Origin of the sequence: Streptomyces sp. NBC_01334 (assembly GCF_035983595.1) — a bacterium.
Classification (GTDB): domain Bacteria; phylum Actinomycetota; class Actinomycetes; order Streptomycetales; family Streptomycetaceae; genus Streptomyces; species Streptomyces coriariae.
Window position 1 is genome coordinate 3,752,860 of the sequence record NZ_CP130718.1, and the last position, 22,785, is coordinate 3,775,644.

The 22,785-nt window shown below is 71.7% G+C and carries 16 protein-coding genes and 1 pseudogene; 5 read left to right on the top strand and 12 right to left on the bottom strand.

Annotation, left to right across the window (positions count from 1 at the left end):
* Positions 1 to 13 precede the first annotated feature (13 nt).
* From OG736_RS16775 to iolC, 10 genes are all read right to left on the bottom strand, one after another.
* The gene (locus OG736_RS16775; RefSeq protein ID WP_327187622.1) at positions 14 to 1,993 is read right to left on the bottom strand and encodes an AMP-dependent synthetase/ligase; all 1,980 of its coding nucleotides are present in this window, start codon (positions 1,991 to 1,993) and stop codon (positions 14 to 16) included.
* 69 nt (positions 1,994 to 2,062) lie between these two features.
* The gene (locus tag OG736_RS16780) at positions 2,063 to 3,592 is read right to left on the bottom strand and encodes a vWA domain-containing protein (RefSeq protein WP_327183172.1); all 1,530 of its coding nucleotides are present in this window, start codon (positions 3,590 to 3,592) and stop codon (positions 2,063 to 2,065) included.
* 141 nt (positions 3,593 to 3,733) lie between these two features.
* Positions 3,734 to 4,588 (bottom strand): ABC transporter permease, encoded by an 855-nt coding sequence (locus tag OG736_RS16785; protein WP_327183173.1) that lies wholly within the window; start codon positions 4,586 to 4,588, stop codon positions 3,734 to 3,736.
* Positions 4,585 to 7,236, bottom strand: coding sequence for a CocE/NonD family hydrolase (locus OG736_RS16790; protein ID WP_327183174.1), 2,652 nt, complete (start codon positions 7,234 to 7,236; stop codon positions 4,585 to 4,587). The genes OG736_RS16785 and OG736_RS16790 overlap by 4 nt, the downstream gene beginning before the upstream one ends.
* 108 nt (positions 7,237 to 7,344) lie before the next feature.
* On the bottom strand, positions 7,345 to 8,757 hold the full coding sequence (locus tag OG736_RS16795; RefSeq protein ID WP_327183175.1) for an APC family permease: 1,413 nt from the start codon (positions 8,755 to 8,757) through the stop codon (positions 7,345 to 7,347).
* Positions 8,758 to 9,012: 255 nt separating this feature from the next.
* Positions 9,013 to 10,515 carry a CoA-acylating methylmalonate-semialdehyde dehydrogenase gene (gene mmsA / locus OG736_RS16800; RefSeq protein ID WP_057600240.1) on the bottom strand — a complete coding sequence of 501 codons (1,503 nt, stop codon included), beginning with the start codon at positions 10,513 to 10,515 and terminating at the stop codon, positions 9,013 to 9,015.
* Positions 10,516 to 10,529: 14 nt separating this feature from the next.
* Positions 10,530 to 12,422, bottom strand: coding sequence for a 3D-(3,5/4)-trihydroxycyclohexane-1,2-dione acylhydrolase (decyclizing) (iolD, locus tag OG736_RS16805; protein WP_327183176.1), 1,893 nt, complete (start codon positions 12,420 to 12,422; stop codon positions 10,530 to 10,532).
* The gene (iolB, locus tag OG736_RS16810) at positions 12,419 to 13,255 is read right to left on the bottom strand and encodes a 5-deoxy-glucuronate isomerase (RefSeq protein ID WP_327183177.1); all 837 of its coding nucleotides are present in this window, start codon (positions 13,253 to 13,255) and stop codon (positions 12,419 to 12,421) included. The genes iolD and iolB overlap by 4 nt, the downstream gene beginning before the upstream one ends.
* Before the next feature lie 7 nt (positions 13,256 to 13,262).
* Positions 13,263 to 14,138 carry a Cgl0159 family (beta/alpha)8-fold protein gene (locus OG736_RS16815; RefSeq protein ID WP_327187623.1) on the bottom strand — a complete coding sequence of 292 codons (876 nt, stop codon included), beginning with the start codon at positions 14,136 to 14,138 and terminating at the stop codon, positions 13,263 to 13,265.
* 5 nt (positions 14,139 to 14,143) lie between these two features.
* On the bottom strand, positions 14,144 to 15,094 hold the full coding sequence (gene iolC, locus OG736_RS16820) for a 5-dehydro-2-deoxygluconokinase (protein ID WP_327183178.1): 951 nt from the start codon (positions 15,092 to 15,094) through the stop codon (positions 14,144 to 14,146).
* 176 nt (positions 15,095 to 15,270) lie between these two features.
* On the opposite strand from iolC, the gene OG736_RS16825 reads away from it, so the two are divergent.
* The 4 genes and pseudogenes from OG736_RS16825 (at position 15,271) to OG736_RS16840 (ending at position 18,570) form a co-directional block, all read left to right on the top strand.
* On the top strand, positions 15,271 to 16,197 hold the full coding sequence (locus tag OG736_RS16825; protein WP_267019821.1) for a sugar phosphate isomerase/epimerase family protein: 927 nt from the start codon (positions 15,271 to 15,273) through the stop codon (positions 16,195 to 16,197).
* 217 nt (positions 16,198 to 16,414) lie between these two features.
* Positions 16,415 to 17,275 (top strand): helix-turn-helix domain-containing protein, encoded by an 861-nt coding sequence (locus tag OG736_RS16830; RefSeq protein ID WP_327183179.1) that lies wholly within the window; start codon positions 16,415 to 16,417, stop codon positions 17,273 to 17,275.
* Between the two features lie 435 nt (positions 17,276 to 17,710).
* The gene (locus OG736_RS16835; protein WP_314223138.1) at positions 17,711 to 17,911 is read left to right on the top strand and encodes a helix-turn-helix transcriptional regulator; all 201 of its coding nucleotides are present in this window, start codon (positions 17,711 to 17,713) and stop codon (positions 17,909 to 17,911) included.
* A gap of 52 nt (positions 17,912 to 17,963) precedes the next feature.
* Positions 17,964 to 18,570, top strand: a pseudogene (locus OG736_RS16840) (GNAT family N-acetyltransferase).
* Here OG736_RS16840 and OG736_RS16845 read toward each other — a convergent pair.
* Both OG736_RS16845 and OG736_RS16850 read right to left on the bottom strand, forming a co-directional pair.
* The gene (locus tag OG736_RS16845; protein WP_327183180.1) at positions 18,551 to 19,594 is read right to left on the bottom strand and encodes a zinc-dependent alcohol dehydrogenase family protein; all 1,044 of its coding nucleotides are present in this window, start codon (positions 19,592 to 19,594) and stop codon (positions 18,551 to 18,553) included. The pseudogene OG736_RS16840 and the gene OG736_RS16845 overlap by 20 nt on opposite strands.
* A 98-nt stretch (positions 19,595 to 19,692) precedes the next feature.
* The gene (locus OG736_RS16850) at positions 19,693 to 21,951 is read right to left on the bottom strand and encodes an MMPL family transporter (protein WP_327183181.1); all 2,259 of its coding nucleotides are present in this window, start codon (positions 21,949 to 21,951) and stop codon (positions 19,693 to 19,695) included.
* A 142-nt stretch (positions 21,952 to 22,093) separates the two neighbouring features.
* On the opposite strand from OG736_RS16850, the gene OG736_RS16855 reads away from it, so the two are divergent.
* Positions 22,094 to 22,765: a TetR/AcrR family transcriptional regulator gene (locus tag OG736_RS16855; protein WP_327183182.1), complete on the top strand. Its 672-nt coding sequence runs from the start codon at positions 22,094 to 22,096 to the stop codon at positions 22,763 to 22,765.
* Positions 22,766 to 22,785: the final 20 nt, after the last annotated feature.

Consider the following 22,785-nt stretch of genomic DNA (forward strand, 5'->3'; position numbering starts at 1 on the left):
ACGTATCGCGGTGTCACTTGCGGTACAGGTGCTCGATCTCGTCGGCGTATCTGGCCGTCACCGCGTGCCGTTTGACCTTCAGGGACGGGGTGAGCAGTCCGTTGGTCTCGTTGAACTCGCCCTCGACCAGGGTGAAGGCACGGATCGACTCGGCCCGGGAGACGGCCTCGTTGGCGTAGTCGACGGCCTTCTGGACGTCCGCGCGCAGGCGTGGATCGCCCAGTACCTCGGTGAGCGGGGTGTCGGCGGGAAGCCCGCGTACGGTCAGCCAGTGGGCGATCGCGTCGGGGTCGAGGGTGACGAGGGCGGCGACGAAGGGGCGGTTGTCGCCGACGACCAGGCACTGGCCGACCGGGGTGCGGCTGCGCAGCCGGTCCTCCAGGACGGCCGGGGAGACGTTCTTGCCGCCGGAGGTGACCAGGATGTCCTTCTTGCGGCCGGTGATGGTGAGGTAGCCGTCGTCGTCGAGGGAGCCGAGGTCGCCGGTGGCGAACCAGCCGTCGGTGCGGACCTCGGCGGTGGCCGCCGGGTTGTTCCAGTAGGAGTCGAAGACCACCGCGCCCTCGATGAGGATCTCGCCGTCGTCGGCGATCCGGACGGCCGTGCCGGGGACGGGCCGGCCGACGGTTCCGGGCCGGGGCTTCAGGGGCGGGACGAGGGTGGCGGCGGCGGTGGTCTCGGTCAGGCCGTAGCCCTCGTAGACGATGATGCCGGCCGCGTAGAAGAAGAGGCTGAGGGTGCGGTCGAGGGGGGAGCCGCCGCTGATGGCGTAGCGCATGCGGCCGCCGAGTTCCTTGCGGATGCGGCGGTAGACCAGCAGGTCGTAGAGGGCCCAGGCGGCGTAGAGGCCCGGCCCGGGGCCCTTGGTCCTCCCCTTGCCCCCACCGCCGTGTCCGCCGCCGTCTCCGGCCCCGCCTTCGCCTTCGCCTTCGTTCAGGAACTTGTCGAGGTAGGCCTGGGCGAAGCGTACGGCGATGCGTTCGGCGCGGTCGAAGGAGGCGCCGCGGCCGATCTTCTCGGCGGTGGCGCGGCCGGTGTCGTGGATGCGCTCGAAGAGATAGGGGACGCCGACCAGGAAGGTGGGCCGGAACTCCTTGAGGGCGGGACGGAGTTCGTCGGGCTTGACGCTCGGGAAGTGGCCGGTCTCGATGCGGGCCATCAGACAGGCGATCTGCAGGGTGCGGCCCATGATGTGGGCGAGCGGGAGGAAGAGGAGGGTGGAGGCGGTCTGGCCGGTGACCTCCTTGAAGATCGGGTGGAGCAGTTCGAGGGTGTTGGCGGCCTCGGCGTGCAGGTTGGCGTGGGTGAGGACGCAGCCCTTGGGGCGGCCGGTGGTGCCGGAGGTGTAGCAGAGGGTCGCGGTGGTGCCGGGGGTGAGGGCGGCTCGGCGCGCGGTCACCTCCTCGTCGGGGAGGTCGCGGCCGAGGGCGTTCAGTTCGGCGACCGCGCCCGCGTCGAGTTCCAGGATGCGCGGGGGCAGCGGGTGGTGTGCCGTACCGGTCGTCGCCGTACGGGCGTTGTCGGCGTTCTCGACGACGATCAGGGTGGCGCCCGAGTCCCGGACGATCCAGTCGACCTGCTCGGCCGACGAGGTGGCGTAGATGGGGACGGTCCGGCCGCCGGCCGCCCAGATCGCGAAGTCCAGGAGGGTCCACTCGTAGCGGGTGCGGGACATCACGGCGACCCGGCCGCCCTGCGCGAGGCCGTGCGCGATCAGGCCCTTGGCCGTCGCGGTGACCTCGGCGGCGAACGCGGCGGCGGTGACCGGGTGCCAGCCGGCGGGCGTCCGGCGGCGCAGCACCACCGCGTCGGGGGCCTCGGCCGCGTTGGTGAAGGGGAGGTCGGCCGTGCTGCCCGTGGTGGGCGGCGCCACCAGGGGCGCGGTGCGGGCCTCCCGTACGGCGCCGGTGTCGTCCCTGAGCAGGTCGACCCGGGTGCGGGAGGCCAGGTCGGTGCGATTCCTCGCCCGCTTCAGATCCTTGCGTACGCCCATGACGGCTCCCCGGTCGCGGTGCGGCTGCATGTGCCGGGTGAGTAACTTACTCACGCGTAAGGTTCTGCACTAGAGGTCGAGACGGCTTGCGTCGTCGATCGCGTCGGCGAGGCCTCGGACGTCCTTGTCCTCCGTCTTGTTCGCCAACCTCTCGGCGGTTTCCCGGAGTTCGCCCAGGCTGGGGGCGTCCGGCAGGGGGCTCTCCGGTCGGCGCAGGGCGTCGGCGAAGTAGGCGGCGGTCGTCGTGACCTGGAAGCGGACGGGTGCGTCGGTGAGCCGGTCGTGCAGGGCGCCGGTCTCCAGTCGGCCGGATTCCTCGTGCGGGGTGCGGGTGTCGGGGTCGAGCCAGCGGACGGTGGCGGTGGCGAGCCGGCCGTCGGCGCCGGGCTCGGTGCGGACGGCGTAGAGGGCGGTGACGGTGTGGCCGGGGCCGACCTCGCCGCCGTCGACGCGGTCGTCGCGGAAGTCGTCGTCGGCGACCCGGCGGTCGTCGTAGCCGATCAGACGGAACTCGGCGACGGTCTCGGGGTCGAAGGCGACCTGGGCCTTGGCGTCGCGGGCGGTCAGGTCGATGTTCTGCGGGAGGTCGGCGGAGAAGACCTCGCGGGCTTCGTCCTCGGTCGAGACGTAGGTGGTGTGGCCGTCGCCCTTGTCGGCGAGGCGTTCCATCAGGGCGTCGCCGTAGTCGCTGCCGACGCCGACGCCGAAGAGGGTGATGCCGTGTTCGCGGCGGGCGGTGGAGACGCGTTCCAGGATGGAGTCGGCGTCCGTGTCCCCGGTGTTGGCGAGGGCGTCGGAGACCAGGACGACCCGGTTCGTGGCGCCCTCGCGCAGGCCCTCGACGGCGGTGGCGTAGCCGGTCTCGACACCGGCGCCGAGGTTGGTGGAGTCGGCGGGTTCCAGGCCGCTGATGGCCTGGTGGACGCGATCGCGGTGGTCGCCGAGGCGGGTCATCGGCAGTACGGTCTCGGCCTCGCCGCTGAAGGTGACGAGGGCGACGGAGTCGTCGTCACGGAGGCGGTCGGTCATCGTGCCGAGGGCGGACCTGGCCAGGTCCAGGCGGCCGGGTTCGGCCATCGAGCCGGAGACGTCGATGACGAAGGTGAGGGCGACGGGCGGGCGTTCGCCCTGCTGCTCGGCCGTGCGGGTGGCGAGGCCCACACGGACCAGGGACCAGTCGTCGTCGCCGGTGCGGGCGCCGTCCACGGTGACCGAGAAGCCGTTGCCGTCGGGGCGTTCGTAGTCCTGGCGGAAGCTGTTGACGAACTCCTCGGGGCGGATCGTCGAGGGGTCCGGGCGCTGTCCCTCCGTGAGGGTGCGGCGGGCGTAGCCGTACGACGCGGTGTCGACGTCGAGGGCGAAGGTGGAGAGGTGGTCGGGGGCGGCCGTCCTGCCGTCCTCGTCCGTCTCCTTGTCCGTGTCACTGTCCGTGTCCCCGCGGGGTGCGCTCGGCGCGGGGAAGGCCTCGCTGCCGCGGGCCGCTCCGTCCGAGGCCTCGCCGCTGTCGGAGGCGTCCGCGCCGCAGCCTGTGAGCAGCAGTGCGGTGGCCGCCGCGATGGCGAACAGTCGTGGTGTCCGGTGTGCCCGGTGTGTCTTCATGTGCCGTGCCCCCTGTGTCCGTCGACGTCTGTGACTGTGACGGGACAGGGGGCCGGAACGTGCGACACGGGGGGTTGCGGATCCGTCTCGAACCGGGCACGAGCGCGGCCCTTCGAGACCGGTGGGTGACCCTCCGGTGACCTAGGACACCACGTCCTTGCGGGCGAAACCCCGGAAGGCCAGGGCGAACAGGACCAGGGCGTACGTCACGGAGACGGCGGTGCCCTGGATCATGCCGGACCACTCCGGGGTGGGCTGGACGGCGTCGGCCCAGGCGAACTGCCAGTGCGCGGGCAGGAAGTCGCGCCAGTCGCCGAGGGCGGTGACGGCGTCCAGGACGTTGCCGACGATGGTCAGGCCGACCGCGCCGCCGACCGCGCCGAGCGGGGCGTCGGTCTTCGTCGAGAGCCAGAACGCGAGCCCGGCGGTGACCAGTTGGGAGACGAAGACGTACCCGACCACGATCACCAGCCGCTGGGCCGCCGTGCCGGAGTCGAGCGCACCGCCCGTGGGCAGCTCCAGGGGGCCCCAGCCGTAGGCCGCGGAGCCGACGGCGAGGGCGACGACGGGCAGCAGGACCATCGCGGCCAGGCTGAGGCCGAGGCCGACGACGAGCTTCGACCACAGCAGGCGGGCCCGGGGCACGGGGGCGGCCAGGAGGTAGCGCAGCGAGGACCAGCCGGCCTCCGAGGCGACCGTGTCCCCGCAGAACAGGGCGACCGGGATGACCAGGAGGAAGCCCGCGGACACGAACAGGTTGACGGCGGCGAAGTTGGCGCCGGACGCCGTCGCCGTGTCCATCAGGGTCACCTGGTTGTTGCGGCCGCCGGGCTCGCCGCCGATCGCGAAGGCGATGAGCAGGACGAACGGCAGGGCAGCGAGGATGCCGCCCATGACCAGCGTGCGGCGGCGCTTGAGCTGGCGGACCAGCTCGACGCGCAGCGGCAGCGTGCGGCCCGCCCGGTAGCCGGAGGCGACCTCGGTGAGCGTGCTCATGCGGAACCTCCGATCAGGGTGAGGAAGGCGTCCTCCAGGCGGCGGTGCGGGCCGACGGCCTGGACGGGCACGTCGAGCCGGACGAGTTCGGCGACCAGGCGCTGGGCGCTGCCGTCGGCGTCCAGCCGGACCAGCAGGCCCTCGGCGGTGGGGGCCGCGGAGGCCACCCCCGGCAGCGCGGCGATCTTCTCCACGACCGGCTCCTCCACGGGGGTGGCGGTGCCCACGAGGAGGGTGTCGCCGGAGCCGACGATCTCGGCGACCGGTCCCGCCTGGACCAGCCGGCCCCGGTCCATGACCACGAGGTGAGTGCAGGACTGCTCGACCTCGGACAGGAGGTGGCTGGAGACGATGACCGTCCGGCCTGCCGCCGCGTACCGGATCATCACCTCGCGCATCTCGCGGATCTGCGGCGGGTCGAGACCGTTGGTCGGCTCGTCGAGGATGAGCAGGTCCGGGAGGCCGAGCATGGCCTGGGCGATGGCGAGGCGCTGGCGCATGCCCTGCGAGTACGTGCGTACGGCTCGGGCTAGGGCGTCGCCGAGGCCGGCGATCTCCAGGGCCTCCGCCAGGTGGGCGTCCCCGGCGGGGCGGCCGGTGGCCTGCCAGTACAGCTCCAGGTTCTCCCGGCCGGACAGGTGCGGGAGGAAGCCGGCGCCCTCGACGAAGGAGCCGACGCGGGAGAGGACGGGCGCGCCCGGGCGGATGGCGTGGCCGAAGACCCGGATCTCGCCGCCGTCGGGGCTGATCAGGCCCATCAGCATGCGCAGGGTCGTCGTCTTGCCCGCGCCGTTCGGGCCGAGGAGACCGAGGACCTGGCCCTTCTCGACGCGGAAGGACAGGTCGCGGACGCTGTAGCGGTCGCCGTTCGCGTACTTCTTGCTCAGGTCGGTGATCTGGAGCGGGACCTCGGCGAGCGCGGGGTCGGGGGCGGGACCCGCGGTGCGGCGGCGGGCCGTCAGCAGCAGCGCGAGCGCGAGCGCCGCGCCCGCGAGGGGCAGCCACCAGACCCAGGACGGGAGGGGGGCCGCCGCGGTCGTCACGGCGGGGGCGGTCGGGACCTTCAGGTCGCCCTTCATCGAGACGGTGTACGTCGCCGGGGTCATCGGGGAGGCGTAGCCGAGGTCCGTGGAGGCAAGGACCAGGCGCAGCCGGTGGCCCTCCTCTACCTTGTGGTCGATCGCCGGGAGCGTGATCGTGACGTCCTTGCCTGCCTTGGCGCCCTCGACGCGGACCGGGGTGACGAGCTGGGAGGGCAGCACCTGGCTGCCGCTTCCGCTGCCGCTGACGTCGTAGACCTTGGCGAAGAGGACGGCGGTGTCGGACGTCGACTTCACGTGGACGGTGACCGTCGGGGAACCGGTGACGCGCAGGTCGCCGGTGATCGGGGCGGAGTCGAAGGCGGCGTACTGGCCGGGGAAGTCGAGGGAGACGCCGACGCCGAGGGAGGAGAGCTGGGAGAGGCCTCCGCCGCCGAGTCCCGGCAGGGCCGAGACGGCGGGCGGGCTGGCGCCCGGCGGGTTGGCGAAGGACTGCTCCTCGCGGCGGCCGGTCAGGGGGAACGAGCGTTCGCCGTTCTCCAGGCCGGGGTAGCTGTCCGCGCTCGCGCCCCTGAGCTGGGCGGCGCCGTCGGTGGAGTCGACGCCTCCGGTGCGGGTGACGCGGAAGGCGGGGCCGGTGTCGGCCGCCTTGTCGTCCTTGAGGTAGCGGTCGAACCAGGCACGCACGCGTGCCTGGACACGATCGCCCTCCATGTCGCCGCCGTCGTGGCCGCCCGCGATCCAGTCGACATCGACGGGGGCGCCGTTGGCGCGGATCGCCTTCTCGGCCGCGTCGGACTGGGCGAGGGTGAAGAGGGAGTCGGTCTGGCCCTGGACGAGGAGCGTGGGGACCTTGATGCGGTCGGCGACGGCGGACGGCGAGCGCTGCTCGAGGAGCTCGCGGGCGGCGGTGTCGGGGGTGCCGGACTCGGCGACGCGGTCGTACATCGCGGCCAGCGCGGGTTCGAAGCGGGCGGAGCCGCCGCCCGTGTTGAAGAAGATGCCGGCCCACAGCTTCTTGAACACGCCGTCGGGGAACAGGGCGTCCGCGAGGTTCCAGTAGGTGATCGCGGGGGCGATGGCGTCGACGCGGTCGTCGTGGCCCGCGGCGAGCAGGGAGATCGCGCCGCCGTAGGAGGCGCCGGCCACGCCCACCCGGGGGTCGCCTGTCTTGTCGAGCTGCACCTGGGGCTGCTTCGCGAGCCAGTCGATCAGCCGGGAGACGTCGGCGACCTCGCCCTCGGGGTCGTTCAGCCCGATCTTGCCGGTGGACTTGCCGAAGCCGCGCGCCGACCACGTGAGCACCGCGTATCCGTCGCGGGCCAGCTTCTCCGCCTGCTGACGTACGTCGTCCTTGCTACCGCCGAAGCCGTGCCCGAGGAGGACGGCGGGGCGGCGGCCGGCGGCGCCGGAGGTGAAGTAGGAGGTGTCCAGGCGTACCCCGTCCACCGCCATGACCCGGTCGGTGTGGTGCACCGCGGGCGTGTCGTCGTCGGAGGCGACGGCCGTCCAGGTACCGGCACCGGCGAGTACGACCACGGCGGCCACGGCGGAGACGATCCGTCGTGGCCGCCGTGGTCCTCGCAGACCGGGCAGTCGAAGATCCATGCTTCAACCGTACGGGGTCAACCTGTCGTGGAGTTGTCGACCGGAGACCGAACTCGTCGCCATCCCGGCGGCGTACGCGGCCGTCGCGCCCTACACCAGACGCGGTACTCAGACCGGCGTGTCCTGGGCGTCCTCCGGGATCGACACCAGCCAGCGGGTGTCGCGGTGGGGGCGGAGGTAGAAGGCCCAGTAGAGGGTGGCGGCGGCGGTGATGCCGCCGGTCCACACGAGGTAGGCCGTCTCCTGCTGGGTGAGGATGTAGCCGAGGACGACGATCAGCAGGACCGGCAGCACCGGCCACAGGGGCATGCGCCAGGCGTGGGTGTCCTTGTGCCGGCCGCGGCGGGAGAGCAGGGCGGCGACCGCGACGAGCAGGTACATGCCGGTCACGGAGACGCCGGTGACGCCGTACAGGGTGTCCAGGTTCACGAAGCAGAGCAGCGCGCCGGGGACACCGACCGCGAGGGTGGCGACCCAGGGGGAGCCGAACCGGCCGAGCTTGGCGAAGAGGTCGTTGACCGGCCGGGGCCAGGCCTTGTCGCGGGCGGAGGCGAACAGGACGCGGGAGTTCTGGATGACCATCACGATGCCGGCGTTGATGATCGCGAGCGCCACGCAGAGGCTGACGAAGGTGCCGACGGCCGAGTTGGACCAGGCGGTGACCATGGCGCCGATGTCGCCGCCGGTGAGCTCGGTGAGGTCGGAGGCGCCGAAGGTGATGGCGACGACCGGGACCAGGATGATCACGGAGGAGATCGCGAGGGTGGCGAGGACCGTGCGGGCGACGTTGCGGCGCGGGTTCTCCAGCTCCTCGGAGAGGTAGACGGCGGTGGAGAAGCCCTGGGTGACGAAGAGGGCGATGGCGAGGCCGGAGACGACCAGCATGGCGGTGACGGTGTCGGTGCGGCCTTCGGCGCCGGCGACCTGCATCGAGACGAGGCTGCCCGCCCCGCGGTGGCCGTGGGCGAAGCCCAGCACCGCGACGACGGCCGCCGCGATGACCTCCAGGACCAGGAAGACGCCGGTGATCCAGGCGTTGGCGCGCAGGTCGAGCAGGCCGGCGAGGGTGGCGAGCAGCATGACGGCGGCGCCCGCGAGCGAGGGGTCGAGGTGGACGACCGGGGCCAGGTAGTCGGCCGTGCCCATCGCGATCACCGGCGGGACGATCATGACGACGAGCAGGGAGAGGACGAAGACCAGCCAGCCGGCGAGCCGCCCGGCCAGCGTCGACACCATGGCGTACTCGCCGCCCGCGCTGGGGATGAGGGTGCCCAGCTCCGAGTAGCAGAACGCCACCGCGATACAGAGCAGCGAGCCGATCGCGATCGTGAGGGCGGTCGCGGTGCCGAGCGAGCCGAAGAGGTCCGGGACCACGACGAAGAGGGTGGAGGCGGGGGTGACGCAGGAGAGGGTGAGGAGGGTGCCGCCGACGACTCCGATGGAGCGCTTGAGCTTCTGGGGACCGTCGGGTGCCTGCGCCTCGGAGGCGGCGGTGGCTACGGGGCGGAGCGTGTCGGTCATGCGGCGGGTCCGATCGACTCGTGCGGATGCCTCCGGCGGCTGTGGTGGTGCTGCATGGAACCCCGACGAAAACCGGCACGTCAATAGGTGTTCACCTACGAAATCCGTAGGTGAAGCGCGGGTTGTGCTGCGTTTACGGTCGTCTGCCGTAAGCAACTACGGCGGCTCGGGTCGTGCGGGAACCGCAGACCGGAAGCCGAAAAAAACGTGAAGCCGTCCGGAGTCCGGACGGCTTCACGAGGAAAACGGTGTCGATCAGTGGTTGCGCGGGAAGCCCAGGTCCACGCCGCCCGGACCGTCGGCCGGGTCCGGCCAGCGGGTCGTGACGACCTTGCCGCGGGTGTAGAAGTGGGTGCCGTCGTTGCCGTAGATGTGGTGGTCGCCGAAGAGCGAGTCCTTCCAGCCGCCGAAGCTGTGGTAGCCCACGGGGACCGGGATCGGGACGTTCACGCCGACCATGCCGGCCTCGATCTCCAGCTGGAAGCGACGGGCCGCGCCGCCGTCCCGGGTGAAGATCGCCGTGCCGTTGCCGAACGGCGAGCTGTTGATGAGGGCCACGCCCTCGTCGTAGGTGTCCACGCGCAGCACGCACAGCACCGGGCCGAAGATCTCGTCCTGGTAGGCCTTCGCGGTCGTCGGGACCTTGTCCAGCAGCGAGATGCCGATCCAGTGACCGTCCTCGAAGCCCTCGACCGTGTAGCCGGAGCCGTCCAGGACGACCTCCGCGCCCTCGGCCGCCGCGCCCGTGACGTAGGACGCCACCTTGTCGCGGTGGACCTTCGTGATGAGCGGGCCCATCTCGGAGGTGGGGTCGTTGCCGGGACCGATCTTGATCTTCTCGGCGCGCTCGCGGATCTTCTGCACCAGCTCGTCGCCGATCGCGCCGACGGCCACGACCGCGGAGATCGCCATGCAGCGCTCGCCCGCCGAGCCGTAGGCCGCCGAGACGGCAGCGTCCGCCGCCGCGTCGAGGTCGGCGTCCGGGAGGACCAGCATGTGGTTCTTCGCGCCGCCCAGGGCCTGGACCCGCTTGTGGTTCGCGGCGGCGGTGGTGTGGATGTACCGGGCGATCGGGGTCGAGCCGACGAAGGACACGGCCTTGACGTCCGGGTGCTCCAGGAGGCGGTCGACCGCGACCTTGTCACCGTTGACGACGTTGAAGACGCCGTCCGGCAGCCCGGCCTCGGCCAGCAGCTCGGCGAGCTTCAGGGACGCCGACGGGTCCTTCTCGGACGGCTTCAGCACGAAGGTGTTGCCGGTCGCGATGGCGATCGGGAACATCCACATCGGGACCATCGCCGGGAAGTTGAACGGCGTGATGCCCGCGACGACACCCAGCGGCTGGCGGATGGACGACACGTCCACCCGGCTGGCCACCTCGGTCGACAGCTCGCCCTTCAGCTGCACGGTGATCCCGCACGCCAGGTCCACGATCTCCAGACCGCGCGCGACCTCGCCCAGCGCGTCGCTGTGCACCTTGCCGTGCTCGGCGGTGATCAGCTCGGCGATCTCGTCCCGGTGCGCGTCCAGCAGCGCCCGGAACTTGAACAGGATCGTGGTCCGCTTGGCCAGCGAGGACGTGCCCCAGGTGGCGTAGGCGTCCTTCGCGGCGGCCACCGCGGCGTCGACCTCGTCGACGGTCGCGAACGCGACCTTGGTGGTGACGGCGCCGGTCGCCGGGTCGGTGACCGGCCCGTACGTACCCGACGCGCCTTCGACGGTCTTGCCGCCGATCCAGTGGTTGACGATCTTCGTCATGACCGAGTACTCCTTCACAGATGGCGGCGACGGGTGGAGACGTGCCGTTCGTACAGCTCACGTGCCTTCACCGCGGACGGTCGGGTCGCGGTCTCGGCCACAGGTACATCCCACCAGGCCTGCGCGGGCGGCGGGCCCGACACAGTGTCGGCCGTTTCCGTCTCGACGTAGACACATGTGGGAGTGTCGGCGCGGCGCGCCTCGGCGAGGGCCTCGCGCAGTTCGCGGACGGTCTTCGCGCGCAGCACGCGCATGCCGAGGCTGGCCACGTTGGCGGCCAGGTCGACGGGCAGCGGGGCCCCGGTGAAGGTGCCGTCGTCCGAGGTGTAGCGGTACGCGGTGCCGAACCGCTCGCCGCCCACCGACTCCGACAGACCGCCGATCGAGGCGTAGCCGTGGTTCTGCACGAGCAGGATCTTGATCGCGATCCCCTCCTGCACGGCCGTCACGATCTCCGTCGGCATCATCAGATAGGTGCCGTCGCCGACCAGTGCCCAGACGTTGCGCTCGGGAGCGGCCAGCTTCACGCCGATCGCGGCCGGGATCTCGTATCCCATGCAGGAGTAGCCGTACTCCAGGTGGTACTGGTCACGGGAGCGCGCCCGCCACAGTTTGTGCAGGTCGCCGGGGAGTGAACCGGCCGCGTTGATGATCACGTCCGACTCGTCGGCGAGGGCGTCCAGGGCGCCGAGCACCTGCGGCTGGGTCGGCCGTACGTCCGGCTCCTCGGCCTCGTAGCAGGCGTCGACGCGCTGCTCCCAGCGCTCCTTGTCCTCCGAGTACTCGGTGACATAGGCGTCGGTGACCCGGTGGCCGTGCGTCTGGAGGGCCGCGGTCAGCTCGCCGAGGCCGCTGCGGGCGTCGGCCACGAGCGGCAGACCGGCGAGCTTGTGGCCGTCGTAGGGTGCGATGTTGAGGTTGAGGAAGCGGACGCCTTCGGCGGCGAACAGGGTGTTGGAGGCGGTGGTGAAGTCCGTGTACCGGGTGCCCACACCGATCACCAGGTCGGCGGTGCGGGCGAGTTCGTCCGCCGTCGCCGTGCCGGTGTGGCCCACGCCGCCCACGTCCTGGGGGTGGTCGTAGCGGAGCGAGCCCTTGCCGGCCTGGGTGGAGGCGACCGGGATGCCGGTGGTCTCGGCGAACTCGGCGAGCGCCTCCTCGGCGCGGCTGTGGTGGACCCCGCCGCCGGCGACGATCAGCGGGCGGCGGGCGGCACGGATCGCGCGGACCGCCTCCGCGAGTTCGGTCGGGTCGGCGCCCGGACGGCGTACGACCCAGGTGCGCTCGGCGAAGAACTCGTCGGGCCAGTCGTAGGCCTCGGCCTGGACGTCCTGGGGCAGCGCGAGGGTGACCGCGCCGGTCTCCACCGGGTCGGTGAGGACGCGCATCGCCTGGAGGGCCGCCGGGATCAGGGCCTCGGGGCGGGTGACGCGGTCGAAGTACCTCGACACCGGGCGCAGCGTGTCGTTGACCGACACGTCGCCGGCGTAGGGGACCTCGAGCTGCTGGAGCACCGGGTCGGCGACGCGGGTCGCGAAGATGTCGCCGGGCAGCAGGAGGACCGGGATGTGGTTGACGGTCGCCAGGGCGGCGCCGGTGACCAGGTTGGTCGCGCCGGGGCCGATCGAAGTCGTCACCGCGTGGGTGGACAGCCGGTTCGACTGGCGGGCGTAGCCGACGGCCGCGTGCACCATCGACTGCTCGTTGCGGCCCTGGTGGAACGGCATGTCGTCGCCGTACTCGACCAGCGCCTGGCCGAGGCCGGCGACGTTGCCGTGGCCGAAGATGCCCCAGGTCGCACCGATCAGCCGCTGCCGTACGCCGTCGCGCTCCGTGTACTGGGCGGCGAGGAAGCGGACGAGTGCCTGGGCGACCGTCAGCCTCGTCGTCGAGGTCTGCGCCGTCATCGGTAACCCCCTGTGCTCTCTACGTGGTCCGGGTGGAAGCAGATCCGCCACTCCCGTGTCTCACCCGGTCCCGCCATGACGTTCAGGTAGTACATGGCGTGGCCGGGCTGGGCGATGGCCGGGCCGTGCCAGCCGTCGGGGACGAGCACGGCGTCGCCGGAGCGGACCTCCGCGAGGACGTCGGATCCGCCTTCGCGTGAAGGGGATACGCGCTGATAGCCGAAACCGTTCGGGCCGTCGATCTCGAAGTAGTAGATCTCCTCGAGTTCGGCCTCCTCGCCCGGCCGGTGCTCGTCGTGCTTGTGCGGCGGGTACGAGGACCAGTTGCCGCCCGGGGTGATCACCTCGACGGCGATCAGCTTGTCGCAGTCGAAGGCGTCGGCGGAGGCGAAGTTGCGCACCAGACGGGCGCAGTTGCCGCTGCCGCGCTCTTCGACGGGGACCTCCGGCGCGGGGCCGTAGCGGGCGGGGAGTTGTCGCTCGCACTTCGCTCCTGCCAGGGCGAAGCGGCCTCCCGCGCCGGAGGCGATCTGGACCCGGGCGTCACGGGGAACGTACGCGAAGTCGGTTACCGACGCGAAAACGCTCTCCCTGCCCAGGAGTTGGAACTCTTCACCGGCTGTTTGCACGGTACATCCGCCTTTCAGCGGAAGCACGATCCACTCACTGTCACCCGTGGTGAAGAGGTGCGTGCCACCCGGCTCCAGCTCGACGATCCGCAGACTGCAGTAACCCCAGCCGGCTCGTTTCGGATCGATGTCGAGCGTGTAGTCGGCACCGGCCGTGGTGCCGTGCGGGAGGTACAGGTCGTGGTGCGGCTCTGTGTGTGTCATGCGGCCCTCACAGCAGTCCTACGGCGGTGTCCACGGCGGCGGCGACATCCCCGTCCGCCGGGTAGAGCAGCGAACGGCCGACCACCAGGCCCCGGACGGTGGGGAGCTGGAGCGCCCCGCGCCACTTCTCGTACGCGCCGTCCTGGTCCTCGCCGACCTCGCCGCCCAGCAGGACGGCGGGCAGCGTGGACGTCTGCATGACCTCGGCCATGTCGTCGGGGTTGTCGGTGACCGGGAGCTTCAGCCAGGTGTAGGCCGAGGTGCCGCCCAGGCCCGAGGCGATGGCGATCGACTTGGTGACGGCCTCGGCGGAGAGGTCGTTGCCCACCTTGCCGTCCGGGGTGCGACGGCTGATGAACGGCTCGACGAAGAGGGGGAGCTCACGGGCGGCCATGTCGTCGATGGCGCGGGCCGTGGACTCCAGGGTGGTGAGCGAGCCCGGGTCGTCGTAGTCGATGCGCACCAGCAGCTTGCCCGCGTCGAAGTTCAGCCGCTCGATGTCCTCGGGGCGGTGACCGGTGAAGCGGTCGTCGAGCTCGAAGACGGATCCCTGGAGGCCGCCACGGTTCAGCGAGCCCATGACGACCTTGCCGTCGAGGGCGCCGAGGAGGAGCAGGTCGTCCAGGATGTCGGCGGTCGCGAGGACGCCGTCGACGCCGGGCCGGGAGAGGGCCAGGCACAGGCGCTCGAGCAGCCCGGCCCGGTTGGCCATGGCCAGCCGGTCGCCGCCGACGCCGAGGGCGCCACGGGCCGGGTGGTCGGCGGCGACGATCATCAGCCGGCCGGAGTCGCCCAGCAGCGGTCTGCGCGGGCGGCGGGCGGCCGCCTCGGCGATCGCCTCGGGGTGCTGCGTGCGCAGGCGGACGAGTTCGGAGATGTCCACGGTCGTCACAGGACGGCCCCCGCCTTGAGCGCGGCGTCCACTTCGTCCGGTGTCGGCATCGCGGAGGAGCACTCCAGCCGGGAGGCGACGATGGCGCCCGCGGCGTTGGCGTGACGCATGATCTTCTCCAGGTCCCAGCCCGCGAGCAGACCGTGGCAGAGGGAGCCGCCGAAGGCGTCACCGGCGCCGAGGCCGTTCAGGACGTTCACCGGGAGCGGCGGGACCTCGGCGGACTCGCCCTTGCTGTTGACGGCGAGGACACCCTTGGGGCCCTGCTTGACCACCGCGAGTTCGACACCGGCGTCCAGCAGCGCCTGGGCCGCGGCCCGGGGCTCGCGCACTCCGGTGGCGACCTCCACCTCGTCGAGGTTTCCCACGGCGACGGTTGTGTGCTTGAGGGCCTCGACGTAGAACGGGCGGGCGGTGTCGGGGTGGCTCCAGAACATCGGGCGCCAGTCGAGGTCGAAGACCGTGGTGCCGGCCTTGGCCCGGTGGGCCAGGGCGGCGAGGGTCGCCGTACGGCTGGGTTCCTCGCTCAGGCCGGTGCCGGTGACCCAGAAGATGCGGGTCTCCCGGACGGCGTCGAGGTCGAGTTCGTGGGCGTCGATCTCCAGGTCCGGCGCCTTGGGCTGCCGGTAGAAGTACAGCGGGAAGTCGTCCGGCGGGAAGATCTCGCAGAAGGTGACGGGCGTCGGCAGTCCGGGCACGGCGGTGACCCAGCGGTCGTCGACGCCGAAGCCGCGCAGGGCCTCGTGCAGATAGGTGCCGAAGGGGTCGTCACCGGTGCGGGAGATCACCGCCGTCTCGCGGCCGAGGCGGGCTGCGGCGACCGCGACGTTGGTCGCCGATCCCCCCAGGAACTTCCCGAAGGACGTGACCTGCGGGAGTGGGACGCCCGTCTGTAGCGGATAGAGGTCCACCCCTATCCGCCCCATGGTGATCAGGTCGTACGCCATCGAGTTCCCTTCGTATCGGCTCGTCCCCGTGAGACCGCTCGTGGCACGTCCCCGGCACGTCCCCGTATCGGCTCTCACGGCTTTGTAGCCCCGCGCGGCGGGCCCTGTCAATGTTTTGTCCAGACATTCGGACCAGCCCTTGACACCCCCTTCGGTGAGACAGCACGCTGACGCCCATGACGTCGTTGTCACCTCAGTCACCAGTTTCCGGTGTTTCCCGCATCCGTGTCGGATCCGCCCCCGACAGCTGGGGCGTCTGGTTCCCGGACGATCCCGCCCAGGTCCCCTGGCAGCGCTTCCTCGACGAGGTCGCGCAGTCCGGCTACGAATGGATCGAGCTCGGCCCCTACGGGTACCTGCCGACCGATCCCGCACTCCTCACCGAGGAGACGGCCAAGCGTGGCCTGAAGGTGTCGGCGGGCACGGTCTTCACCGGCCTGCACCACGGCGAGGCCGTCTGGGAGAAGACCTGGGCGCACGTCGCGGACAACGCGGTGCTCGCCCAGGCGATGGGCGCGAAGCACCTGGTCGTCATCCCGTCCTTCTGGCGGGACGACAAGACCGGCGAGGTACTGGAGCCGGACACCCTCACGCCCGAGCAGTGGCGCAACCTCACCTCGCTGACCGAGCGGCTCGGCAAGGAGGTGCGGGAGCGGTACGGCCTGCAGATCGTCGTCCACCCGCACGCCGACACGCACATCGACAGCGAGGAGAACGTGGTCCGCTTCCTGGACGGCACCGACTCCGACCTGGTGTCGCTGTGCCTGGACACCGGGCACTACGCGTACTGCGGCGGCGACAGCGTCAAGCTGATCGAGACCTACGGCGAGCGGATCGGGTACCTGCACCTCAAGCAGGTCGACCCGGAGATCCTGGCGGACGTGCGGGCCAACCAGGTGCCGTTCGGGCCGGCCGTCGCGCGCGGCGTGATGTGCGAGCCGCCCGCCGGTGTGCCCGCGCTGGGGCCGGTGCTGGAGGCCGCGCAGAAGCTGGATGTCGATCTGTTCGCGATCGTCGAGCAGGACATGTATCCGTGCGAGCCTGACGCTCCGCTGCCCATCGCGCAACGTACGCGGGCGTTTTTGAGGTCGTGCGGGGCGTAGACGCGTCCACCGGGGTGCCGGGTTCCGTGTCCGCGCGAGTGCAGGTTGTGTGTGGCTTGTCGCGCAGTTCCCCGCACCCCTTAACGGCGTTGCCCCTGCCGTAGCACCATAAGGGCCCATGGCTGGGAGTGCCGTACGCACCCGATCCGGTGAAGGACCCGATGGCTCCTGGGAGTTCGCCGCGTCTCGGCCCCATCCGCGGCTGCGGCCCGGGGTGATGAGCTACCGCGGGATCCGGCTCGCCATGAACCGGCCGCGGCGGCGGCTCGAGACGCCCATCGGCGCCTCGACCCTGCTGCTGGGGTTCGAGCAGCCCGTGCGGATCTCGCGGGCGGGGCGGACGCCGGACACGCTCGTGTCCGTGTACTGCGGGCCCACGACCACGCCCGCCGTCGGGGAGCACGGGGGGCGGTTCTCGGGCATCGAGGTGCTCATGACGCCCTGGGCCGCGTTCACCCTCTTCGGCACGCCCCAGCACGAGCTGGTCAACCGCACCGTCGACCCCGACACGCTGCCGCACTCCCTGGGGTCGCCCCTCGGTGAACTCGCCGCCGCGCTGGCCGCGTTACCCGGCTGGGCGGACCGGTTCGGGCTGCTGGACGAGGTTCTCACCCGGTGGCGGGAGGCCGGTACGCCGAGTTCGGACCGGGTGGCGCGGGCCTGGTCGCTGCTCGTGCGGACGGGCGGCGCGATACCGGTGCCCCGGCTGGCCGAGGAGGTCGGCTGGAGCGTACGGCACCTGGAGAACCGGTTCCGTGAGCAGATCGGGCTCGGCCCCAAGGCGGCGGCCCGCGTGCTGCGGCTGCAACGGGCCCGTCGGCTGCTGGCGCAGGGGCAGAGCGCGGCAGAGACCGCCGCCCTCTGCGGCTTCTACGACCAGGCCCACCTCAGCGGTGAGTTCAAGGCGATGACGGGGTGCACGCCGAGGGAGTTCACGCAGGCCAGGCGGCTTCCGGCGCAGGTGTCGCCGGCCGCGGACCGGCTGAGCGGGGAGGCGACGAGCCTGGTCCTGCCGGCCCGCCCGGACGATTGGTCCGGACCGGGTGCGCATTTTTCCAAGACCCGCCGCATTGGCTGAATACAGGCTGGGGGTCTGCCAGTTGATCCGGCGATTTCCGGCCGTTCCGGGCGCTTCGAGCTTTCCGGTGCTTCGAGTGATCCGGGCTCTTCGGTCGTTCTGATCGTTCCGGGGGGATGGCGGGGAGCGGGAACGGGTCGGGCCTGTCGCAGCGGGCCCGGCCCGCCTCCTGTCGGCGGCCTCGGGGCAGTTGTCAATACGCCCCTCCCAGCGGCCCCGCACACTTCTCTGCTTCATCTGTGTCACAAACTCCCCTTTTCCGTCACGCATGTCGCGCGTACGCGGGTCTTGTGTCACACGAGGTCAACAGCCGCACTCCCACAGTCACCGAGCGTCGTTCACCGGGCACAGGCTTGGTGATCGCCAGCGCAGTGCCGGGCTCCCCCGGGCGGCCTCCCGGCCGCCGACCCCCGCGCGCGCAGGGAGGTGCAGCTCATGACCGACCGAAGGCTCTGGTCCTACAAAGAGATCGCGGCGCACATCAAGGTGCAGCCGGACACCGTACGGTCCTACCGCAAGCACGGGCTGCTGCCCCCGCCCGACCATGTCGAGGGCGGCAAGCCCTTCTGGTACGCCGACACCGTGCGTGCCTGGGTCGCCTCCCGGCCGGGCAACCGGGGACGCGCTCTGGACTGACCCTCGGCGGAGAAAGAACCAGCTGTGCCTCACGGACGCGTGGGGCACAGTGCTGCGGGCGGACTTCTCCGTCAAGCCCCTGCTCTCCGGCCCGAAGACCGTGCTGCGGCCCTTCACCGAGGCCGACGCCGACAGCATGTGGGAGATCATCGGCGACCCCGAGGTCGTCCGCTTCACCTTCCCGCCGCACAGCGACCTCACCGGCGAGCGGGTGCGTTCCTGGTACGGCTCCCGCGCCGAGCAGCCCGCCCGGCTGGACCTCGCCGTCACCGTCCGTGACACCGGCGAACTGGTCGGCGAGGTCGTGCTGCACATGGGGATCCCCCGCCTTGAGCGAAGTCGAGAGGTGGGGGAGGGATCCGGACGCCCGCAGCTGCACCTTCCGCACCCTGATCGGACCCCGGGGCCGCGACCGCGGGCTCGGCACCGAGGCGACCCGGCCCATCGTCGGCCACGGCTTCGAGCAACTGGGCCTGCACCGCGTCCAGCTGGAGCTTTACGGCGACAACGAACGGGCCCGGCGCGTCTACGAGAAGGTCGGGTTCGTGGTCGAGGGGGTGCGGCGGGAGGCCGCGCTGTGGAACGGGGTGTGGGTGGACGAGGTGCTCATGGCGATCCTGGACCGGGAGTGGGCCGCGCTCAGGCCCACGGATCGATGACCGTCACCCCTGCGCCCGGGGCGGTGCCCAGCGCGGACAGGGCGGCCGGGGTCTCGTCCAGTGTGATCGTCGACGTCACCAGCAGATCGGGGCGCACCACTCCCGCACGGACCAGCTCCAGCATCTGCGGGTAGGTGTGCGCGGCCATGCCGTGACTGCCCAGGATCTCCAGTTCCAGGGCGATGGCACGGGCCAGCGGGACGGGGGTCGTGCCGTCCGCCGAGGGAAGCAGGCCGACCTGGACGTGCCGACCCCGGCGGCGCAGCCCGTTCACCGAGGCGGCGCAGGTGGCGGGGGAACCGAGCGCGTCGAGGGAGAGGTGAGCGCCGCCACCGGTCAGCTCACGGACCGCCTCCGCCGTGTCCGGCACCCCCCGCGCGTCCACGCACTCCGCCGCGCCGAACTTCCGCGCCAGGTCCAGGGCCTTCGGGGAGACGTCCACCGCCACCACCCGTGCCCCGCTCGCCGCCGCGATCATCACCGCCGAGAGACCCACGCCTCCGCAGCCGTGCACCGCCGCCCACTCCCCCGCCGCGACCCGGCCCTGCTGCACCACCGCCCGGAACGCCGTGGCGAACCGGCAGCCGAGGGAGGCGGCGGTGGCGTACGACAGGCCGTCGGGGATCGCGACCAGGTTCACATCGGCGTGGTCCAGGGCCACGTACTGGGCGAAGGAGCCCCAGTGCGTGAAGCCGGGCTGGGTCTGCCGCTCGCACACCTGGTGGTCGCCGGCCGCGTAGGACGGGCAGCTGCCGCAGCCGCACACGAAGGGGACGGTCACCCGGTCGCCCGCCCGCCACCTGGTGACCCGGGCACCGACCTCCTGTACGACACCGGCGAGTTCATGGCCGGGCACGTGCGGCAGGGTGATGTCCGGGTCGTGGCCCATCCAGCCGTGCCAGTCGCTGCGGCACAGGCCGGTGGCCTCGACGCGCACGGTGACTCCGTGGGGGGCCGGCCGGGGGTCGGCCAGTTCACGTACCTCGGCCGGCTCCCCGTACCGCTCGAACACCACAGCGCGCATGTGCCTTCACCCTCGCCTTCGCCCGCGGAGACCCACGGTGACCCGCGGGGACCCACGGTGACCCGCGGACCTCCGTCCACCTTGGATCTCCGCGAACGCTAACCGTGCGCGTCGACCTTGTCCCGCCCGGGCCCGTCGGGCGCGGATTCGTCCGGCGCCGGTTCCGGCGCGGCGGCCGGTGCCTGCCGCGTCGGCTCCCCCTCGCTCAGTCCGAACCGCTGGTGGAACCTGCGCAGCGGTGCGGGTGCCCACCAGGTGGCCCTGCCGGTGAGGCGCATGATGGCCGGGACCAGGAGGCTGCGCACCACCATCGCGTCCATCAGGACCGCCAGGGCGATGCCCAGGCCGAGCATCTTGGTGTTGGTGACGCGCGAGGTACCGATCGCGACCATCACCACCGCCAGGATGACCGCGGCCGCCGTGATCAGGCCGCCGGTGCGCCGCAGGCCCAGAGCGACCGCCCCTTCGTGGTCGCCGGTGCGGTCGTACTCCTCCTTGATGCGGGAGAGCAGGAAGACGCCGTAGTCCATCGAGAGGCCGAAGGCCACGCAGAACATCAGGACCGGGAGGGTGGTCTCTATGGATCCGGGGCTGGTGAAGCCGAGCAGGCCGGAGAGATGGCCGTCCTGGAAGACCCAGACCACCGCGCCGAACATGGCCGTCAGGCTGAGCGCGTTGAGCAGGACCGCCTGGAGCGGGATCAGCACACTGCCGGTCAGCAGGAAGACCAGGAGCAGGGTGACTACGGCTATGAAGACCACCGCCCAGGGCAGCTGGGCGCCGATCGCGTGCTTGGAGTCGACCAGGACGGCGGCCGTGCCGGTCACGGCGGTATCGAAGGGAGCGGCCGTGGCGCGCAGCTCACCGACCAGGTTCTGGGCCGCGTCGTCGACGGCCTCGCCCTTGGGCAGCACCGTGAAGTACGCCGCGTCGCCGTTCACCAACGGGCCGTCCACCCGGGCCACTTCCGGCAGCGCAGCCACGCGCTCCTTGTAGGCCGCGTACTGGGCCTGGGTAGCCCTGCCCTCGGCGAGTACCTCGAGGCCGCCGCCGGGACTGCCCGGGAAGCCGTCCCTGATGTGCTGCTGCACGACGTGGGACTCGGCCGAGGAGGGCAGCTGGCGGTCGTCGGCCGTGCCGAACCTGACGCCGAGGAAGGGCAGTCCGAGGAGGACGAGGGCGGCCGTGGTGGCCAGGGCGAAGAAGGGGGCGCGGCGCATGACCAGGCTCGCCGTGCGGCCCCAGGCCCTGCCGCCCTCGTCGCCGGGCGCCGGCGCGGGCCGGCCCCTGCGGAACAGGCGGCGCAGATCGAGGGAGTTGACCCGGTCGCCCAGCAGGATCAGTGCCGCCGGGAGCAGGATCAGGGCGGCCGCGGCGGCCAGCAGGACCACGGCCATGCCTGCGTAGGCGAAGGAGCGCAGGAAGTACTGGGGGAAGAGGAGCATCGCGGCCAGGGACACCGCGACCGTGAGCGCGGAGAACAGGACCGTGCGGCCCGCCGTGCGCAGGGTGGTGCCGATGGCCGTCGACGGGTCGGCGCCGGCGGCGAGTTCCTCGCGGAAGCGGCGGACGATGAACAGGGCGTAGTCGATGGCGAGGCCGAGGCCCAGGGCCGTGGTGAGGTTCATCGCGAAGATGGAGACGTCGGTGAACCGCGTGAGGCCGCTGAGGACGGCGTTCGTGCCGAGGATCGCGACGATGCCGATGCCGAGCGGCAGCAGGGCGGCGATCGCGCTGCCGAAGACCATCACCAGCAGCACCAGTGTGATCGGCAGGGCGATCATCTCGGCGCGGGTCAGGTCCTCCTGGATGATGGTCTGCATCTCGTGCCGCACGGCGACGCCGCCGCCGATCTTCACCTCCACCGGCCCGTGCGTGCCGCGCAGGGCGGGGGCGATGCGGTCGAGGGTCTCCCCCATCGCCTTCTCGTCGCCCGTGATGCGGGCGGCTATCAGCGCTTCGTGGCCGTCCTGCGCGCGCAGGGCGGGGGCCGTCCCCGCGTCGGCCTGCCAGTAGGAGCCGACGCCGACGATGCCCTTCTCGGCGGCCAGGCTCGCGGTGAGCCGGTTCGCCTCGGCGACGACCGCCGGGTCGTCCACGGAGGCCTCGCCCGCGTCGACCAGCAGCAGAAGGTTGGGCTGGGAGCCGGGGAACTCACGCTCCAGGGCCTTCGTCGCGTACGTGGACTGCGCACCCGGATCCTCCCAGCCGCCGCTGCCCAGCCGCTCGGCGACCCCGCTGCCGGCCAGCACCGCGAGCACGGTGAGCACCAGGGCCGCGAGCAGCGACAGCCTGGGCCGGGCGGTCACGAAGCGGGTCCAGCCTCCGGGACGGGGTGGGCTGTTGACTTCGGTCATCGTGCGGTGTCCCCTTCACCCTGCAAGCAGTCGTGCAAGCCGTAAAATGGCAAACACGAGAGAGCGCTCGCGTTTCTGGATCCCAGAATGCGAGCGACCGCTCGCGTTTGTCAATCGGGTCCGGGAAAGCTGGGGAAGACGCGTGGCCGAGAGCCAGGAGAAGGAACAGCCGCGCCGGCGCCAGGCGCGCGGCGAGCGGCGTATCGCGCAGCTGCTCGAGGCAGCGGCCAGCGTGTTCTGCACGACCGGCTACACCGCCGCCAGCACCAACGCCATCGCCCGCGAGGCCGGCGTCTCACCGGGCACGCTCTACCAGTTCTTCCCGAACAAGGAAGCGATCGCGATCGAGCTGGGCGACCGCCTCATGCACGAGATGCGCGACGCCTTCGGCGAGGCTCTCGCCCCGGTCGACCCCGCGACCCCGCTGGAGGAGGCCGTCGGTGCGGCCGTGGACCGGTTCATCGCCTTCAACTGCGACCATCCGGTGTTCTTCGCCCTGATGCACGGGCCCGACATCCCCGGCCACATCGCCGAGGAGCACGACGCGCTGCACGCCACCCTGCTCGCCCGCATCGAGGGCCTGCTCTCCTCCCTGCTGCCGGACTCGCCGCCCACCGACCTCACCCGCACGGCGCACATGTGCCTGGGGCTGTACAAGGCGGGCCTGGAGCTGGTCCTGGGCCACGAGGGCGCCGAGCGCGACGCGTATGTGCAGGAGCTCAAGCACGTGCTGATCCGCTATCTGGAGCCGCTGGTGGGCGACCGGCTGGGCCGTGTCGAGGGCAGCGGCGCCGGGGCCACCACGGCCCGGTAGTCCGGGTACCCGCCGCCTCC

Bases quoted from the DNA above. Each gene is read 5' to 3' on its own strand.
- OG736_RS16775 (WP_327187622.1), bottom strand. From the start codon at position 1,993: ATGGGCGTACGCAAGGATCTGAAGCGGGCGAGGAATCGCACCGACCTG.
- OG736_RS16780 (WP_327183172.1), bottom strand. From the start codon at position 3,592: ATGAAGACACACCGGGCACACCGGACACCACGACTGTTCGCCATCGCG.
- OG736_RS16785 (WP_327183173.1), bottom strand. From the start codon at position 4,588: ATGAGCACGCTCACCGAGGTCGCCTCCGGCTACCGGGCGGGCCGCACG.
- OG736_RS16790 (WP_327183174.1), bottom strand. From the start codon at position 7,236: ATGGATCTTCGACTGCCCGGTCTGCGAGGACCACGGCGGCCACGACGG.
- OG736_RS16795 (WP_327183175.1), bottom strand. From the start codon at position 8,757: ATGACCGACACGCTCCGCCCCGTAGCCACCGCCGCCTCCGAGGCGCAG.
- mmsA (WP_057600240.1), bottom strand. From the start codon at position 10,515: ATGACGAAGATCGTCAACCACTGGATCGGCGGCAAGACCGTCGAAGGC.
- iolD (WP_327183176.1), bottom strand. From the start codon at position 12,422: ATGACGGCGCAGACCTCGACGACGAGGCTGACGGTCGCCCAGGCACTC.
- iolB (WP_327183177.1), bottom strand. From the start codon at position 13,255: ATGACACACACAGAGCCGCACCACGACCTGTACCTCCCGCACGGCACC.
- iolC (WP_327183178.1), bottom strand. From the start codon at position 15,094: ATGGCGTACGACCTGATCACCATGGGGCGGATAGGGGTGGACCTCTAT.
- OG736_RS16825 (WP_267019821.1), top strand. From the start codon at position 15,271: ATGACGTCGTTGTCACCTCAGTCACCAGTTTCCGGTGTTTCCCGCATC.
- OG736_RS16830 (WP_327183179.1), top strand. From the start codon at position 16,415: ATGAGCTACCGCGGGATCCGGCTCGCCATGAACCGGCCGCGGCGGCGG.
- OG736_RS16835 (WP_314223138.1), top strand. From the start codon at position 17,711: ATGACCGACCGAAGGCTCTGGTCCTACAAAGAGATCGCGGCGCACATC.
- OG736_RS16845 (WP_327183180.1), bottom strand. From the start codon at position 19,594: ATGCGCGCTGTGGTGTTCGAGCGGTACGGGGAGCCGGCCGAGGTACGT.
- OG736_RS16850 (WP_327183181.1), bottom strand. From the start codon at position 21,951: ATGACCGAAGTCAACAGCCCACCCCGTCCCGGAGGCTGGACCCGCTTC.